Genomic DNA, 17,145 nt, shown 5'->3' on the forward strand with positions numbered 1-17,145 from the left:
TGCTGACGGTGCCGAGGCCGGGGCGGCACCGCGAAGATCGGGATGAACAGCTGGGCGAGCGGACCGATGGCCAGCGCGTACGCCACGGTGCCGAGACCCACGGTGCCGCCGAGCAGCCAGCCCAGGCTCAGCACGGTCACCTCGATGACGGTCCGGACCAGCCGGAGGGAGTAGCGGGGCCGGCGGGCGGTGAAGCCGGTCATGAGGCCGTCCCGCGGGCCGGGGCCGAGCCCGGCGCCCAGGTAGAGGCCGGTGGCGGCGCCGTTGGCGACGATCCCGACGACCAGCAGGGTGGTGCGGAGCGGCAGGCCCTCACCGGGCGGCAGCACGGCCAGGGTGGCGTCGACGACGAGCCCGATCACCACGACGTTGCTGACGGTGCCGAGGCCGGGGCGCTGCCGCAGGGGGATCCAGAGCAGCAGCACCAGCGCGCCGACGGCGATGGTGACCGTGCCGAACGAGAGGTGGGTCTGCCGGGCGAGCCCCTGGTGGAACACGTCCCACGGGTCGAGCCCGAGGCCGGACCGGATCATCAGCGCCATGCTGATCCCGTAGAGGGCGAGCCCGGCGTAGAGCTGGACGAGCCGCCGGGTCGGCCGGTACCGGAGATTGCCAATCTGTGCCATGCATGCCACCCTAGGGGCCAATCCTGCTCGGGACAGAGCCAATTCAGGAGGGGTGGCCATGACCAGTCAGGTACGTGGCGTCCAATTGGCTCGACTCCTCGGGCAGTGGCATGCCCTGCCCGGCCGCCGGCGCAGCCCGGACTACGCCGCGCTCGCCGCCGCGGTCCGCGGGCTGCTCGCCGACGGCCGGCTCCCCCTCGGGGTACGCCTGCCGGCCGAGCGGGACCTCGCCGAGGCGCTGCGGATCAGCCGGACCACGGTCACCGCCGCCTACCGGGAGCTCCGGGAGACCGGCCACCTGGCCAGCCGGCGCGGGGCCGGGAGCTGGACCATGCTCCCGGGCACCCACCGGGTGGCCAGCACCGGGCTCTGGACCCCGCTCGACGACCGGGACATGATCGACCTGGGGGTGGCGGCCCTCTCCGCCCCGGCGCAGCTCGTGCCGGCCGCCCGGGCCGCCGCCGAGGACCTGCCCCGCTACCTCGGCGGGGCCGGCTACCACCCCACCGGCATCATCGAGCTGCGCGAGGCGGTGGCCCGCGCGTACACCGAGCGGGGGCTGCCGACCAGCCCGGAGCAGATCATGGTGACCAGCGGCACCCAGCACGCGCTGGACCTGGTGCTGCGGCTGGCCCTGTCGCCCGGCGGCGGGGTGCTGGTGGAGTCGCCCACCTACCCGAACGCCCTCGCCGCGCTGTCGGCCCGGCGGGCCCGGATCACCACCCACGGGCTCGCCGCCGACGGGGACGGCTGGGACGCCGACCTGCTGCTGGGCAGCATCCGGCAGACCCGGCCGAAGCTGGCGTACGTGATCCCCGAGTTCCACAACCCGACCGGCCACCTCATGGCGGCCGACCTGCGGGAGCGGCTCGTCGGCGCGGCGCACGCCGCCGGGACCGACCTGATCGTGGACGAGTCCTTCGTGGACCTGCCGCTGGACGGCACCCCGCTGCCGCCGCCGGTGGCCACCTTCGACCGGCACTCCCGGGTGATCAGCATCGGTGGGATGAGCAAGCCGTACTGGGGTGGCCTGCGGATCGGTTGGGTCCGGGCGTCCGCGCCACAGGTGCAGCGGCTGGCCGCCGCCCGCGTCGGCGTCGACATGGCCAGCCCCGTGCTCGACCAGCTCGTCGCGGTGCACCTGCTGGCCCAGGGACCGGGCATCGTGGCCGACCGGCGGATCCAGCTCGCCGCCCAGCGGGACGCCCTGGTCGCGGCGATGGCCGACCGGCTGCCCGACTGGCGGGTCACCGTGCCACGCGGCGGCGTGACGCTCTGGGTGGAGCTGGACGGCCCGATCTCCAGCGCGCTGGCCCGCGCCGCCGAGGAGGTCGGCGTACGCCTGGCGCCCGGACCCCGGTTCGGCCTGGACGGCACCCTGGAGCGGTTCCTCCGGCTGCCCTTCACCCTGCCCGCCGCGGACCTGGTGGAGGCCGTCGGCCGGCTCGCCGCGGTCCGCTACGACCTCGACCGGACCGGCCGGCCGCAGTGGCGGGAGCCCTCCGTCATCGCCTGACCGCGTCGGCGCGGCCGGCGCACCGGGACACCGCCCCGGCCACCCGGCTGCCAGACTGTCCGCCGTGACGGATGGGACGCGGCGCGGGCCACGGATGCGGGTGATGACCGAGGGCGCCTCGGTCACCCCGCTGGAGCTCTTCTTCGACCTGGTCTTCGTCTACGCGCTCACCCAGGTGACCGCGTTGATGGCGGCCGACCTGACCTGGCCCGGCGTGGGGCGGGGCCTGCTGGTGCTCGCCCTGCTCTGGTGGTGCTGGTGCTGCTACGCCTGGCTCGGCAACACCGTCCGCGCCGACGAGGGCGTCGTCCGGGTGGTCCTCTTCGCCGTGATCGCCACCATGTTCGTGGTCGCCGCGACCATCCCGGAGGCGTTCGTCGACCTGACCGGCGGGCTTCCCGGCCCGGTGGTGTTCGCCGCCTGCTACCTGGCCGTCCGGGTGCTGCACCTGGTCCTCTACTGGTACGCCGCCCGCGGCGACGCCGGGCTGCGCCGGCAGCTGGTGCGCGCCGCCCTGCCGATGCTGGGCGGGGCGGTGCTGCTGTTCACCGCCGCGCTGCTGCCCTCGTACCTCACCCACGACCCGGCGCGGGTCGTGTCGCTGCGGACCCTGCTCTGGGTGCTCGCCCTGGCCGTCGACTACGGCGGCATCATGGCCATCGGCGCGGCGGGCTGGCAGATCTTCTCCGCCGCGCACTGGACCGAGCGGCACGGTCTGATCATCATCGTGGCGCTGGGGGAGTCCCTCGTCGCCATCGGTGTCGGCATCACCGCGCTGCCGATCTCCTGGCCGATCATCGTGGCCTCGTTCCTCGGCGTCACGGTGGCGGCGGCGCTGTGGTGGGCGTACTTCGACGTGGTGTCGATCGCCGCCGAGCGGGTGCTGGCCCGGGCGCGGGGCGCCGAGCGGGCCGCGCTGGGCCGGGACTCCTACACCTATCTGCACCTGCCGATGGTCACCGGGATCATCCTGCTGGCCCTGGGCTTCAAGAAGGTCCTGGCGTACGTCGGCGACGGCACCCACCACCGGCTCACCGACCCGCTGCACGGGCTGGGCCTGCTCGCCCTCTACGGCGGCGTGGTCCTCTACCTGCTCGGGCACGTGGGTTTCCGGCTGCGCAACATGCGCTCGGTCAACTGGCCCCGGGTAGCCACCACCGTGCTGCTGGTGCTGCTCCTGCCGGTGGCCGACCACCTGCCGGCGCTGGCCGCGCTGGGGCTGCTCGCCGTGGTCTGCGCCGGGATGGTGGTGACCGAGATGATGCTGTTCGGTGAGGCCCGCCGCGCGCTGCGCGACGAGTTCCTCCACGAGCACGGCGCGGGCGGCGCGCCCGGGCGGTAGGCCCCCTTCCGGTACGGATCCTCCGATCGGCGCCGACCCCGACGGGGATTGCGGACACTGCCCGGGTGGGAGACGGCGGGGGTGGCCGGTGGTCGCGGATCGTGCGTCCCGGCGCGCCCGGATCCCGGACCACCCGGCTGGAACTCTTCTACGACCTGGTCTTCGTCTTCGCGTTCGTCAACGTCACCACCGTGACCGCCAGCCAGCTCACCCCGGTCAACCTCTACCGCTGCCTGCTGGTGCTGGCGCTGCTCTGGTGGTCGTGGACGGGCTTCGCCCGGCTCGGCAACGCGGTACGTGCCGACCAGGGGGTGCTGCCGCTGGTCGGCTTCCTCACGGTGGCCGCCACGTTCCTGCTCGTGCTGAGCGTGCCCGGTGCGTTCGTCGACCGTCCCGGCGGGCTGCACGGCCCGCTGATCTTCGCGGGCTGCTACTTCGTGATCCGGATGGCCCAACTCGCGGTCTTCGCCTGGGTGGAGCGGTCGGATCCGGTCCGCCGCGGCACGCTGCTGCCGCGCGCCGCGGTGCCGACCACGGCCACCGTGCTGCTGGTGGTCGCCGGCACCGTGCCCGCGAAGCTCGCCGACCGGCCGTACGCCGTGGGCCTGCAACTGGCGCTCTGGACGGCGGCGCTGCTGGTGGAGTACGTCGTCGGGGTGACGTTGGCCCGGCGGTGGTGGGTGGTGGTCTCGGCGGGGCACTGGGCGGAGCGGCACGCGCTCATCGTGCTGGTCGCGCTCGGCGAGTCGATCATCGCGCTCGGGCTCGGCCCGAAGACCGGGCTGCCGCTCACCGGCCCGGTGGCGGTCGCCGCGCTGCTCGGCATCCTGGTCGTGGCCATGCTCTGGTGGGCCTACTTCGACACCCTGGCGTACGCGCTGGAGCAGGCGCTGCACCACGCGCGCGACCCGGACCTCCGGCGCCGGCTCAGCCGGAACGTCTACACGTTCCTGCACCTGCCGCTGGTCGCCGGCACCATCCTCTTCGCCCTCGGCCTCAAGGACCTGCTGGCCGACGCGGCCAGCCCGGAGACCCCCGGGTGGGGCCCGCCCCTGGGTGGCTTCTGGGTCGCGGTCCTGTTCGGCGGGGTGGGTCTCTACCTGCTCAGCCTCGTCGCGTGCGCGCTGCTGGTGCTGCGGGAGGTGCACTGGCCGCTGGTGATCACGGTCGTCGTGCTCGCCGTCGTCGCCCCCCTCGTCGCCCCGATCCCGGAGCTGGCGTCGCTCATCGTGCTGGCGGTGCTCGTCACGGTCGGGGTGGTCGTGGAGACGTTCAGCGAGGACGGCCGGCGGCGGCAGGTGCGGCAGCTCGCGCTGGAGGAGCAGCTCGCCGCGGAGGCGGACCAGAGCCACTGGCGTCAGGACCACCTCTGACCGGTGTCGCGGCGGCGGCCGTGCCCCGGGACGGAGGGCACGGCCGCCGGTCGCTGCGGGGTCGGTCGCTACAGCTCGGCGAGGCTGCCCGCGTACATCTTGTCGATCTCGTCGGCGAAGTTGGTCTCCACGCTGCGGCGCTTGATCTTCAGCGACGGGGTGACCTCGCCGTCCTCGATGGTGAGGTCCCGGGGGAGGATGGTCACCTTCTTGATCGTCTCCCAGCGGTTCAGCTTGCCGTTCAGCTCGGCCACGTAGCCCTCGACCATGGCCTGCGCCTCGGGCGAGGTGACGATCGCGGTGTAGTCGCGGCCCTCCAGCGGCGTGCCGGCCGCCCAGCCCTGGATCGCGTCCGGGTCGAGCGTGACCAGCATCGTGCAGTAGTTGCGTGCCTGCCCGATCACCACGGCCTGCGAGGTGTACGGGCAGACGGCCTTGAACATGCCCTCGATGTGCGACGGCGCGACGTACTTGCCGCCGGAGGTCTTGACCAGGTCCTTCTTGCGGTCGGTGATGCGCAGGTAGCCGTCGTCGTCGAGGGTGCCGATGTCGCCGGTGCGGAAGAAGCCGTCCTCGGTGAACGCGGCCGCGGTCTCCTCGGGGAGGTTGTGGTAACCGCGCATGACGGGCTTGCCCCGCACCAGGATCTCGCCGTCGGCGTCGATCCGGCACTCCAGGTCGCCCATGGCCCGACCCACGCTGCCGATCTTCAGCCCGTCGGGCGGGTTCACGAACGCGCCGGCGCTGGTCTCGGTGAGCCCGTACCCCTCGGAGATGGGCAGGTTGGCCGCGGCGAAGAAGGTGGCGATCTCCTTGCTGAGCGGCGCCGCGCCGGAGACCAGCACCCGCATCCGGCCGCCGAGCCGGGCCTGGAGCTTGCTGAACACCAGCTTCTCGGCCAGCGTGTACTTCAGCTTCAGCCCGGCCGGAACCGGCTTGCCGGCCTGCTCCAGCGCGACCTTCTCCTTGCCCACCGCGACGCCCCAGGCGAAGATCTTCGCCTTCGCGCCGCCGGCGCCCTGGGCCGTGGTGACCGCCTTGTTGTAGACCTTCTCGAAGACGCGGGGCGCGCCGCACATGAGCGTCGGCCGGATCACCCCGAGCAGCTCGACGAGCTTGTCCACCCGGCCGTCCACGTAGGTGGGCAGGCCGACGTGGGTGGCGCCGCAGAGCAGCGTCTTGCCGAACGAGTGGGACAGCGGCAGCCACAGGTACTGCAGGTCGTCGATGCGCAGCAGGCCCAGCTCGGCCTGCGCCACGCCCTCCCAGCACCAGCCGCCGTGCAGCAGCTCGACGCCCTTGGGCCGGCCGGTGGTGCCCGAGGTGTAGATCAGGGTGGCCAGGTGGTCCGGGCCGATGCCGGCGACCAGCATGTCGATCAGGTCGGGCTCGTTGGCCAGCGCCCGGGCCCCCCGCTCCTCCAGCTCGGCCAGGGTGAGCTGCGGGACGGTGGCGGCCGGGTCGGGCGTGCCGTCGAAAAGCACCACGTGGGTGAGCGCCGGCACCGCCGTGCCGGCGATCTTCGCCGCCTGGGCGGGGTTCTCGGCGAAGAGCACCTTCGACCCGGAGTCGGCGACGATGTACGTCGCGTCCTCCGGCTCGGTGGTCGGGTAGACGGTCGTGGTGGCCCCGCCGGCACACATGATCCCGAAGTCGGCGAGCACCCAGTCCAGGCGCGTGTTGGCGAGGATCGCCACGGGGTCCTCCAGGCCGACGCCGAGCCCGTGCAACCCGGCGGCGATCGCCTTGGCGCGCTGCCCGACCTGCTCCCACGTCAGCCAGACCGGGCCCGAGTCGTCGGGGGCGGGATGGGCGAACGCGTGGCGGTCGGGGGAGTCCGCCACACGCTTGAGGAACATGTCGGGTACGGAACGGTACGGTACATCGAGAGCCATCGCTGTAGCCGCCTTCAGAGGGTGGAGGGACGTGACGGGGGTCACGCCATTCTGCGGTTACCGAAGAGTATTGCCTGGACCCGGGCAGCGGCTAGCCCCCGTGGCCTGCGACGACCGGCGTCCCGGGAGGTGGAACGCGCGGCTCAGGCGTACCGGGTGGCGGCGCGCGACCAGTCGTAGGTGGCCCGGATCCAGTTCCGCCGGGTGGTGAGGAAGGCCCGCACCCCCTCGTCGCCCGTCGCGGCCAGCGCCGCGTCCCGCTCCGCGTACGCCGCCAGGCTCTCGTTGAACCGGGTGGCCGCCGCGCGCAGCGCCGCCTCCTCGCCGCGCCCGGCCTCGCCGGCGATCGTGGTGACCAGGTTGTGCGCGTCCGGGCCGGTGGCCCGCTCCTTGTCGTAGGAGAAGAGGTCGTTGCACCAGCAGACCAGGTCGGCGGCGAGGGCGTCCAGGGCGGCCAGCGCCGGCTCCGCCCGCCGGTCCGGACCCGGCACGTGCGGCTGCGCCAGGTCGGTCAGCGTGAAGCTGGGCCGGGCGCCCCCGGTGTGCCGGCGCATCTGCACGTACTCGGCCACCCCGGGCACCCGGCGGTGCTCCCGGTTGGCCGCCTCCCAGAGCAGGGCCAGCAGGTACTCGCGCAACTGGCTGACCAGGCGCAGCAGCAGCGCGGGCCGCCGCCGGTCGCGGGCCCGCCGGCACAGGTCGTCCAGCGCCACGGCCAACGGGCCGGCCCCGGTGGGCGCCGGCGCGACGGGGTCTCCGTGCCGGTCGAGCACCTCCAGCAGGGCCGCCACGGTGGGCGCGAGCCGGGTCGGGCTGGCGCCCAGGCCGTCCTCGTCGCACGCGTCGTCCATCACGAACAGCCAGCTGATCAGGTCGGCGAGCAGCCGCAGGTCGGCGACCGTCGCGTCCGGGCAGGCCCGCCCGGCCAGCTCGACCGGGTGGGCGCCGGCCAGCCGGCGCAACCCGGCCGGGGTGTCGATCAGCCCGAGGTCGACGACCCACCCGGCGCTCTCCCCGGCGACCAGCTCGACGGCGGCGTGTCGGCGCGCCGGGAAGGGGGGCTCGTGCAGTGCCGACAGCGCGAAGCCTCGCATCCGTCTCCCCTTGTCCCGCCACCCCGGGGTTGGGCGGCGGGTCAGGAGCGTACGGCAGCGCGGATCGGCCCCTGTCGCTGGGCCGAAGCTGGTCCCATGGTGTCCGGTGAGCGGGCCGGCACGCTCCGTCAGAAGCCCAGGCTGGCCGCCCGCAACCGCTCCGCCGGCGCGGCCGGGCCGTCCACCTGGACCCGGGCCACCCGCTGCCGGCCGGAGAGGAACAGCACCAGCTCGCCCGGCGCGCCCACCACCCGCAGCCGCTCGCCACCGCGGCCCACGGCGCGCTCGCCGTAGCCGGGCGCCTGGATCAGCAGGTCCGCCGGGAAGCGCCGCAACGCCACCCGGGCCAGCACGGAGGCCCGCTTCCACAGCGCCGCGTGCTGCCGGGCCGGCAGGTCGCGGGGGAGCCAGCCCGGCCGGGCCCGGCGCACGTCCTCGTGGTGGATGAAGAACTCCAGGCTGTTGGCCAGCTCGTCGGTGAGCGGGTTGCTCAGCGGGCTCCACCGCGGTGGGCGGCGGACCCGCTCGACCAGCTCCGCGTAGGGACCGGCGGCCATCCGCCGGCGGACCGCCTCGCCGTAGCCGCGCAGCGGCGGCAGCAGGATGCCGCCCGCCGCGTCCGGCCGGCGCTCCCGCACCAGCAGGTGCGCCGCCAGGTCCCGGGTGGTCCACCCCTGGTTGACCGTCGGCGCGTCCGGTCCCAGCTCCAGCATCAGGTCGGCGAGCGCCTCGCGCTCCGTTCGGGCGTACCGCGGCATGGCCCGATCGTAGGCCCGCCGGGCCGGTCCGCGCGTCCGGCGCGGCCCGGCCCCGGCGTCCCCCCGTCCGCCAGGCGGCGCGAGGCGCGGGTGTCCGCCCTGCTGGGCGCGGTCCGGCGGGAAGGAGTGACGGTGGACATATCGGGGCCGGGTCGGCGGAGCCGGCCCCGACCGGTAAGGATGAAGGGGGAAATCTGCGGCTTACGGCGGGGGAGAGCGTGGCGAGCGGGACAAGTCGGGACGTGCTCGGCAGAGGGCTACGGGTGCTCGGCCGGGCCATCCGGGAGCAGCCGCGCATCTTCGCGGTCGCGGTGGCCGGCAGCGTGCTCTTCGGCCTCATGGTGATCGCCAGCGCGTACGTGGTCGGCGCGGTCGTCGGCAAGGTGGTGGTGCCGGCGGTCGAGCGCGGCTCGGTCACCGGCGGCGCCCTGGCGCTCGCCGCCGCCGCGCTGTTCGGGATCAGCCTGCTGCGGGTCGTCGGCATCTTCGGCCGCCGGCTCGGCGCCGGCTACATGCAGTACCGGCTCCAGGCCGCCTACCGCCGCCGGGTCACCCGGCGCTACCTCGACCTGCCGCTGGCCTGGCACCACCGCAACGCCACCGGCACCCTGCTCTCCAACGCCAACTCCGACGTCGAGGCCGCCTGGTACCCGATCGCGCCGCTGCCGTTCGCCGTCGGCACCCTGGTGATGCTCGTCGGCGCGGTGGTCTCGCTCTTCCTCACCGACTGGGCCCTCGCGCTCGTCGGCCTCGCGGTCTTCCCGGCGCTGTTCGCGCTCAACGTGGTCTACTCCCGCCGGATGGCGCCCCGCCAGGCCCGCGCGCAGCGGCTGCGCGCCGAGGTCAGCGGCATCGCGCACGAGAGCTTCGACGGCGCCCTGGTGGTCAAGACGATGGGCCGGGAGGCCCAGGAGACCGCCCGGTTCGCCGACCGGGCCGGGGACCTGCGGGACGCGCTCATCTCCGTCGGCAGGCTGCGCGGCGTCTTCGACCCGATGCTGGAGACGCTGCCCAGCCTCGGCACGCTCGCCGTGCTGGTGGTCGGCGCGGTCCGGTTCCGGCAGGGCGCGATCACCGTGACCGAGCTGGTCAGCGTGGCCTTCCTCTTCACCGTGCTGGCCTTCCCCGTCCGGGCCATCGGCTGGGTGCTGGCCGAGCTGCCGCGCAGCGTCGCCGGCTGGGACCGGGTCCGCCGGGTCCTCGACGCCACCGGCGAGATGCCGTACGGCGACGTGACGCTCGACCCGGCCACGCCGGCGCCGGCCACCCTCGCCTTCCACGACGTGCACTTCGGGTACGAGCCGGCCGAGGCGCACCTGCCCGGCACCGAGGTGCTCGGCGAGGTCACCTTCACCGTCCCTGCCGGGAAGACGGTGGCCCTGGTCGGGCCGACCGGCGCCGGCAAGTCCACCATCACCTCGCTGGCCGTGCGGCTGGTCGACCCGCGCACCGGCACGGTCACCCTGGACGGCGTCGACGTGCGGGAGCTGACCGCCGCCTCGCTGGCCTCGACGGTGGCCCTGGTCGCCCAGGTGCCGTTCGTCTTCGACGACACCGTGCGGGCCAACATCACCCTGGACCGCGCCGGCATCGGCGACGACGAGGTCTGGGCGGCACTGCGGCTGGCCGAGGCGGACGGCTTCGTGGCCGCGCTGCCCGAGGGGCTGGACACCATGGTCGGCGAGCGGGGCACCTCGCTCTCCGGCGGGCAGCGGCAGCGGCTCACCCTGGCCCGGGCGATCGCCGGCCGGCCCCGGCTGCTGGTGCTCGACGACGCCACGAGCGCCGTCGACCCGCGGGTGGAGGCCGCCATCCTGGCCGGGCTGCGCGCCCCGGCCGACGGGGGCGCGCCCGCCTCGATCCTGGTGGTCGCCTACCGGCGGGCCACCATCGCGCTCGCCGACGAGGTGATCTACGTCGAGCACGGCCGGGTGGTGGCCCGGGGCACGCACAGCGACCTGCTCGCCACCGTCCCCGGCTACGCCGACCTGGTCACCGCCTACGAGCAGGCCGAGCACGAACGCGAGCAGACCCGCACGTACGACGAGGTCACCCCGCTGACCTCCGGCCTGGAAGCCGAGGTTGACCGGTGAGCGCGAGGAGTGAGCCGGGTCTGCGAGCCCCGCAGTCGCGAACGAAGAGCGGCGCGGTGACAAGTGTGGCTGCCGAACAGCGGACCGAGTCGACCTGGCGGACGCTGCGGCGCGGGCTCGCGCTCTCCCCGGAGCTGAAGACCGGGCTGGCCGGCACCCTGGCGCTGGCCCTGATCTACATGATCGGCCGGGTCGCCGTGCCGGTGGCCGTGCAGCGCGGCATCGACCACGGCATCGTGGGCGGCCTCGACCTGGACGTGGTCACGGTGACGGTAGTGATCACCGCCGCCGTGCTCGTGGTCACCACCACCTGCGGCTACCTGATGATGCGCCGGCTGTTCACGGTCAGCGAGACCGCGCTGGCCGGGGTGCGGACCCGGGCGTTCCGGCACGTGCACGACCTGTCCATGCTGCACCAGCAGTCCGAGCGGCGCGGCTCGCTGGTCTCGCGGGTCACCAGCGACGTCGACCAGATCACCCAGTTCCTCCAGTGGGGCGGCGTGATCCTGATCGTCAACCTGGGCCAGCTCGTGGTGACCACGGCCGTGATGCTGGCCTACTCCTGGCAGCTGACCCTGGTGGTGCTCGTCGCCTTCGCGCCGGCGGTGCTGGTGATCCGGCTGCTCCAGCGCCGGCTCGCGGGCGCCTACGGGCTGGTCCGGCAGCGGATGGGCACCCTGCTCGGCACCATCGGCGAGAGCGTGGTGGGCGCGCCGGTGATCCGGGCGTACGGGATCTCCGGGCGCACCGCCCGGCGGCTGGACGCGGCCATCGAGGGGCAGCGCCGGGCCCAGCAGCGGGCCATCCGGATCAGCATCGTGGGCAGCTCCGTCGGTGAGCTGGCGGCCGGCCTGGCCCTCGCGGGCGTCGTGGTGGTCGGCGTCAACCTCGGCGTCGACCGCACCCTGTCCATCGGCCAGCTCACCGCGTTCCTGTTCCTGGTGACGCTCTTCATCCAGCCGGTGCAGATCGCCACCGAGGTGCTCAACGAGGCGCAGAACGCGATCGCGGGCTGGCGCCGGGTGCTCGACGTGCTGGACGTCGCGCCGGACGTGGCCGACCCGGGGGAGCAGGGCCGGGAGCTGCCGGCCGGCCCGCTGGACATCCGCTTCGCCGGGGTGACGTTCGCCTACCCGGGTGGGCCGCCCGTGCTGCACGACGTGACGCTGGAGATCCCGGCGAAGAGCCGGGTGGCCGTGGTGGGCGAGACGGGCAGCGGCAAGACGACCTTCGCCAAGCTGCTCACCCGGCTGATGGACCCCACCGAGGGTGAGGTGCTGCTCTCCGGGGTCTCGCTGCGCGAGGTGCGCTTCGAGTCGCTGCGCTCCCGGGTGGTGATGGTGCCGCAGGACGGCTTCCTCTTCGACGCCACCGTCGGGGCGAACGTCCGCTTCGCGCGCCCCGAGCTGACCGACGGGCAGCTCACCGCCGCCTTCACCGAGCTGGGGCTGGCCGACTGGCTGGACGGGCTGCCGGCCGGGCTGGACACCCCGGTGGGCGAGCGTGGCGAGGCGCTGAGCGTCGGCGAGCGGCAGCTCGTCGCGCTGGCCCGGGCGTACGTGGCCGATCCCGACCTGCTGGTGCTGGACGAGGCGACCAGCGCCGTCGACCCGGCCACCGAGGTACGCCTCCAGCGCACGCTGGACGCGGTCACCCGGGGCCGGACGACGCTGGCCATCGCCCACCGGCTCTCCACCGCCCAGGCCGCCGACGAGGTGATCGTGGTGGACCGGGGGCGGATCGTGCAGCGCGGCCCGCACGACGAGCTGCTGCGGGATCCGGAGTCGGTCTACGCCCTGCTGTACGCCTCCTGGCTGGAACAGACCCGCTGACGAGTCAGTCCAGGTCGCCGGTGAGGTAGCGCTGGACGGTCGGGCCGATGGTGGCCACCAGGGTCTCCGGGTCGGCGGAGGCGACCGGTTCCAGGCGGATCACGTACCGCATCATGGCCAGGCCGGCGACCTGCGTCGCCACCAGCGCGCCCCGCAGCGGCAGCTGCGCCGGGTCGACGTCGAGCTGGACGAGGACCCGCCGCAGCACCTGGGTGACCAGGAACTCGCGCAGGAGCCGGGCGGTCCACTCGCTGCTGACCGCCGAGCGGAGCAGGGCCACGGCCGCCCCGCCGACGGGCGAGTCCCAGACGGTCAGGAACGTGCGGACCAGGCGTTCGCCCACCCCGTCCGGGTCACCGGCCAGCACGGCGGGCACGAGCTGCGCCGGGTCGACCGGGATCGCCACGGTGGCCCGGAACAGCTCCTCCTTGGTGCCGAAGTAGTGGTGCACCAGCGCCGGGTCCACCCCCGCGGCGGCGGCGATCGACCGGATCGAGGCGGCGTCGAAGCCGCGCTCGGCGAAGGCCGCCCGGGCCGCCGCGAGGATGCCCTCCCGGGTGTCCGGATTGCCCGGCCGCCGGCCGGTGCGCCGGGCCATCACCCGCTGCGCCGCCGCAGCGTCGCGGCGGCCAGCACCAGCGCCGCCACGGCCGCCCCGGCGACGATCGCCACGTCCCGCCACATCGTCCCGGTCGGGTCGGCGTGCGCGCCGACCTCCTGGAGCGCCTCGACGGCGTACGACAGGGGCAGCACGTCGCTGATCGCCTGGAGCCAGCCGGCCATCTCGCCGCGCGGCACGAAGAGCCCGCAGAGCAGCAGCTGGGGGGCGACCACCACCGGCATGAACTGCACGGCCTGGAACTCCGTGCGGGCGAAGGCGCTGCAGAACAGCCCGAGCGCGACGGCGAGCACGGCGTTGACCGCGGCAATCATGATCACGAGCCCGATGCTGCCGGCGGTGGTCAGGTCGAACACCCAGTACGCCACGGCCGAGGCGACGGTGGCCTGGACCACGCCGGCCAGGCCGAACGCGATGCCGTAGCCGAACAGCAGGTCGAGCTTGGCCAGCGGGGTGGTGAGCAGCCGCTCCAGGGTGCCCGTGGTGCGCTCTCGCAGCATGGCGATGCTGGTCACCAGGAACATGATGATGAACGGGAAGAAGCCCAACATGATCAGCGCCACCCGGTCGAAGACCGTGGGCTGGCCCGGCGGGGTGGGCTGGTCGACGTACATGAAATAGACCAGCGTGAGCAGCACCGTGGGGACCACGACGAGCAGCGCCACGGTCCGCCGGTCGTGCCGGAGCTGGCGCAGGATCCGCCCGGTGGTGGCGGCCAGGATGTGCGGGTTCATGCCGAGCCCTCCTGCTCGCTCGCCTTGATCAATCGAAGGAACGCTTCCTCCAGGTCGTCCACGCCGGTGGCGGCGCGGATCGCGGCCGGGGTGTCGTCGGCGACCAGCCGGCCGTCCCGGATGAGCAGCAGGCGGTCGCACCGGCCCGCCTCGTCCATCACGTGGCTGGACACCAGCAGCGTGGTGCCGGCGGCCGCCATGGCGTGGAACCGGGCCCACAGGTCGGCCCGGAGCACCGGGTCCTGGCCCACGGTGGGCTCGTCGAGGATGACCAGCTCGGGGTCGCCGACCAGGGCGCAGGCCAGCGAGGCCCGGCTGCGCTGGCCGCCGGAGAGGTTGCCGACCAGCTGGGTGGCCGCGCCGGCCAGCCCCACGTCGGCGACCGTCTGGTCGGCGTGGGCGTGGTCCCGCCCGTGGAGGGCCGCGAAGTAGCGCGCGTTCTCCCGGACGGTCAGGTCGGCGTAGACGCTGGGCGCCTGGGTCAGGTAGCCGACGCGGCGGCGCAGCTCAGCCGCCCCGGCGGGCCGGCCCAGCACGGTGACCGTGCCCGAGTCGACCGTCTGCACCCCGACGACCGCGCGCATCAGGGTGGTCTTGCCACTGCCGCTCGGCCCGAGCAGCCCGGTGACCGCGCCGCGGGGCACCACGCAGGAGATGCCCTGGAGCACCCGCCGCCCGCCCCGCTCGACCACCAGGTCACGGACCGACACCGTGTCGTCCACGCCCGCCTCCAAAAAACTCATCAACCGTTGAACTCAACGCTAGATGAGTTGTCCGGTCGGGCGCAAGGTTGACTTCGAGTGCCCTCGAACTGGAAGCCTGGGTGCGTGGACATCAGCACGCGGGAGATGAGCCTCACCGTCGGTGAGGCGGCGGAACGGGTCGGCCTGACCACCTACACGCTGCGCTGGTACGAGCAGGAGGGCCTGGTCGCCCCGGTCGGCCGGGACTCCGCCGGCCGCCGGCGCTACACCGAGTCCGACGTCAACTGGCTGTTCCTGCTCACCCGGCTGCGGCGCACCGGCATGCCGGTGCGGGACATGCGGCGCTACGCCGAACTGGCCCGGCAGGGCGACCGCACGCTCGGCGCCCGGCGGGCCCTGTTCGAGGCGCACCGGAGCCGGGTGCTGGCCCGGATGGCCGAGCTGGAGGAGGACCTCAAGGTCCTCGACTACAAGATCGACGCGTACCGCCGGGCGGAGGAGGAACTGTCATGATCACGCGACGGGTGGGCGCCACCGGCCCGGAGGTCTCGGCCATCGGGCTGGGCTGCATGGGCATGAGCTTCGCCTACGGCGGCGCCGACGACGCCGAGTCGACCCGGACCCTGCACCGGGCCCTCGACCTCGGGGTCAACCACCTCGACACCGCCGACATGTACGGCTTCGGGGCGAACGAGCGGCTGCTCGGCCCGGTGGTCCGGGCGCGGCGGGACGAGGTCTTCCTGGCCACCAAGTTCGGCAATCGCACCAGCGGCGACAGCTTCGGCGGCACCGGCAGCCCGGGCGCCTACGTGGACAGCAGCGCCGCCTGGGCGAAGGAGGCCTGCGACGCCTCGCTGGCCCGGCTCGGCATCGAGACCATCGATCTCTACTACCTGCACCGCCGCAACCCGGACACCCCGATCGAGGAGACCGTCGGCGCGCTGGCCGAGCTGGTCCAGGCCGGCAAGGTGCGGCTCATCGGCCTCTCCGAGGTCAGCCCGGCGACCCTGCGGGCGGCGCACGCGGTCCACCCGATCTCGGCGGTCCAGATGGAGTACTCGCTGTTCACCCGGGACGTCGAGGGGGAGATGCTCACCACCTGCCGGGAGCTGGGCGTGTCCCTGGTGGCGTACTCGCCGGTCGGGCGGGGGCTGCTCACCGGCGCCATCACCAGCCGCGAACAGCTCGCCGAGGACGACTGGCGGCGCACCGTGCCCCGGTTCGCCGACGGCAACCTCGACGCCAACCTGAGGCTGGCCGAGGCGGTCCGCGCGGTGGCCGTAGAGCTGGGCTGCACCCCCGCCCAGGCGGCGCTGGCCTGGTTGCTCGCCCAGGGCGAGGACGTCCTGCCGATCCCCGGCACGAAGCGCGTCCGCTACCTGGAGGAGAACGCCGCCGCGGCCGACGTGCGGCTCACCCCGGAGCAGCGGGACCGGCTGGGCGGGGCGGTGCCCGCCGGCGCCGTCGCCGGGGAAAGGTACACGCCGGCAGGAATGCGAACGGTCGGGCACTAGGCCCAGCAGCGGACAGCCAGTCCGCCATCGGTCATTGCGCCAAGATCGGGCGTCCGGCACCATGACGCCGTGGGTCCCGCTCCGTTGCCCGAGATTGGATTCCTCGACGACTGGGCCGCCCGCCTCCGGCAGGCCGCCGACCGTCCCGCCGTCGGGATCATGCTGCGTGGCAGCCACGCCCGGCGGGCCGCCACCGAGCACAGCGACGTCGACGTCGACGTGCTGGTCGCCGCCGACGACGAGCGGACGGGACCCGCCGCCCCGGATTGTGGGGCGGCGGGTCCGGCCCGCCCCGGCACCGACGACACGGAAACGAGGGCGGCCGGGCCGGCCTACAACGGCACCCCCTACGCCGCCCGCCGCGCCTACCTCGCCGAGTTCGACGGCCGCCTGGTGCACGTCTCCGTGGCCGCGCGCGACGTCCGCTCCTGGGTGAACCGGCTGGGCCAGCCCGCCGACTGGGCGTTCGGGCTGCCGGTCACCGCGCCGGCCCGGCTGCTCTGGGCGGCGCCGGAGTGGCGGCGCCGGATCGACCTGCCGGTGCTCTGCCAGCCCGCCGACGAGCCCCGCCTCGAAGAGCTGATCGCCACCCTGGGCAAGGTGGCCGGCGCCCGCTGGGCCGGCGACCCGGTGGGGGTGCGGCTCGCCGCCGCCGACCTGGCCCGGCTCTGCCCCTCGGTGCTGCGCCTGGCCAATCCCTCGGTCCGGGTGGTGTCCCGCCGGGCCGCCCTGGCCGCCGCGCTGGACCTGCCCGTCGCGCCACCCGGCTACCGCGACGACATGCTGCTCTGCCTCGGGCTGCGCCCCGGCGGCACCGCCGAGGTGGGCGCCGCCGCCGGCCGGCTGGTCACCGGGACCGTCCCGCTGGTCCGCCCGTACGCCGGGGAGATCGCCGCGGTCGGCGGCTCCGACCTGGCCGCGGCCCTGGTCGACGGCCGGCTGGACCGCTACCTCGGCCAGCTCACCCGGGCGCTGGACCGCCCCGCGCCCGCCTCCCGGGACACGTCGGCGGTGCCGGTGCCCCGTGCGGGAGAATGGTCAACCG

At 74.3% G+C, this 17,145-nt stretch carries 15 protein-coding genes; 8 read left to right on the forward strand and 7 right to left on the reverse strand.

Features of this window, described 5'->3' with window-relative positions; translation table 11 throughout:
- A partial coding sequence (locus tag F8274_RS22770) for a YitT family protein (RefSeq protein WP_151464405.1) occupies positions 1-626 on the reverse strand: 626 nt, incomplete at its 3' end.
- A gap of 58 nt (positions 627-684) precedes the next feature.
- Between F8274_RS22770 and F8274_RS22775 the strand changes: the two genes are divergently transcribed.
- The 3 genes from F8274_RS22775 to F8274_RS22785 all read left to right on the forward strand — a co-directional run bounded on the left by F8274_RS22775 (position 685) and on the right by F8274_RS22785 (position 4,857).
- The gene (locus F8274_RS22775) at positions 685-2,142 is read left to right on the forward strand and encodes a PLP-dependent aminotransferase family protein (protein WP_151464406.1); all 1,458 of its coding nucleotides are present in this window, start codon (positions 685-687) and stop codon (positions 2,140-2,142) included.
- A 64-nt stretch (positions 2,143-2,206) separates the two neighbouring features.
- Positions 2,207-3,484, forward strand: coding sequence for a low temperature requirement protein A (locus tag F8274_RS22780; protein WP_225853923.1), 1,278 nt, complete (start codon positions 2,207-2,209; stop codon positions 3,482-3,484).
- Positions 3,485-3,585: 101 nt separating this feature from the next.
- Entirely contained in the window at positions 3,586-4,857 is a 1,272-nt protein-coding gene (locus tag F8274_RS22785) for a low temperature requirement protein A (RefSeq protein WP_151464417.1), read from the forward strand.
- Between the two features lie 68 nt (positions 4,858-4,925).
- Here F8274_RS22785 and F8274_RS22790 read toward each other — a convergent pair whose 3' ends face one another.
- The 3 genes from F8274_RS22790 to F8274_RS22800 form a co-directional block, all read right to left on the reverse strand.
- Positions 4,926-6,752 (reverse strand): long-chain fatty acid--CoA ligase, encoded by a 1,827-nt coding sequence (locus tag F8274_RS22790; protein ID WP_151464407.1) that lies wholly within the window; start codon positions 6,750-6,752, stop codon positions 4,926-4,928.
- Between the two features lie 143 nt (positions 6,753-6,895).
- A complete protein-coding gene (locus F8274_RS22795) occupies positions 6,896-7,846 on the reverse strand; it encodes a terpene synthase (RefSeq protein WP_151464408.1) in 951 nt (316 codons plus the stop codon).
- A 128-nt stretch (positions 7,847-7,974) separates the two neighbouring features.
- Positions 7,975-8,604, reverse strand: a complete 630-nt coding sequence (locus F8274_RS22800; protein ID WP_151464409.1) for a TIGR03085 family metal-binding protein — start codon at positions 8,602-8,604, stop codon at positions 7,975-7,977.
- 218 nt (positions 8,605-8,822) lie between these two features.
- Here F8274_RS22800 and F8274_RS22805 point away from each other — a divergent pair, with 218 nt between their 5' ends.
- Together F8274_RS22805 and F8274_RS22810 are read left to right on the forward strand one after the other, a co-directional pair.
- Positions 8,823-10,697 carry an ABC transporter ATP-binding protein gene (locus F8274_RS22805; RefSeq protein WP_192579938.1) on the forward strand — a complete coding sequence of 625 codons (1,875 nt, stop codon included), beginning with the start codon at positions 8,823-8,825 and terminating at the stop codon, positions 10,695-10,697.
- A gap of 56 nt (positions 10,698-10,753) precedes the next feature.
- Positions 10,754-12,529 carry an ABC transporter ATP-binding protein gene (locus tag F8274_RS22810; RefSeq protein WP_151464410.1) on the forward strand — a complete coding sequence of 592 codons (1,776 nt, stop codon included), beginning with the start codon at positions 10,754-10,756 and terminating at the stop codon, positions 12,527-12,529.
- A gap of 4 nt (positions 12,530-12,533) precedes the next feature.
- On the opposite strand, the gene F8274_RS22815 is transcribed toward F8274_RS22810, so the two are convergent.
- From F8274_RS22815 to F8274_RS22825, 3 genes are read right to left on the reverse strand one after another with little or no spacing between them, the layout of a single operon-like run.
- On the reverse strand, positions 12,534-13,127 hold the full coding sequence (locus F8274_RS22815; protein WP_151464411.1) for a TetR/AcrR family transcriptional regulator: 594 nt from the start codon (positions 13,125-13,127) through the stop codon (positions 12,534-12,536).
- Positions 13,127-13,882 carry an ABC transporter permease gene (locus F8274_RS22820; protein ID WP_091320462.1) on the reverse strand — a complete coding sequence of 252 codons (756 nt, stop codon included), beginning with the start codon at positions 13,880-13,882 and terminating at the stop codon, positions 13,127-13,129. Before F8274_RS22820 ends, F8274_RS22815 begins: the two co-directional genes overlap by 1 nt.
- Entirely contained in the window at positions 13,879-14,604 is a 726-nt protein-coding gene (locus F8274_RS22825; RefSeq protein WP_151464412.1) for an ABC transporter ATP-binding protein, read from the reverse strand. Before F8274_RS22825 ends, F8274_RS22820 begins: the two co-directional genes overlap by 4 nt.
- Before the next feature lie 105 nt (positions 14,605-14,709).
- Here F8274_RS22825 and F8274_RS22830 point away from each other — a divergent pair, with 105 nt between their 5' ends.
- From F8274_RS22830 to F8274_RS22840, 3 genes are all read left to right on the forward strand, one after another.
- The gene (locus tag F8274_RS22830) at positions 14,710-15,099 is read left to right on the forward strand and encodes a MerR family transcriptional regulator (protein ID WP_151464413.1); all 390 of its coding nucleotides are present in this window, start codon (positions 14,710-14,712) and stop codon (positions 15,097-15,099) included.
- On the forward strand, positions 15,096-16,100 hold the full coding sequence (locus F8274_RS22835) for an aldo/keto reductase (RefSeq protein WP_151464414.1): 1,005 nt from the start codon (positions 15,096-15,098) through the stop codon (positions 16,098-16,100). Before F8274_RS22830 ends, F8274_RS22835 begins: the two co-directional genes overlap by 4 nt.
- Positions 16,101-16,169: 69 nt before the next feature.
- Positions 16,170-17,145 (forward strand): phosphoribosyl-AMP cyclohydrolase (locus F8274_RS22840; RefSeq protein ID WP_151464415.1); only part of this gene is annotated, 976 nt, incomplete at its 3' end.

Source organism: Micromonospora sp. AMSO31t, assembly GCF_008868175.1.
Taxonomy (GTDB): domain Bacteria; phylum Actinomycetota; class Actinomycetes; order Mycobacteriales; family Micromonosporaceae; genus Micromonospora.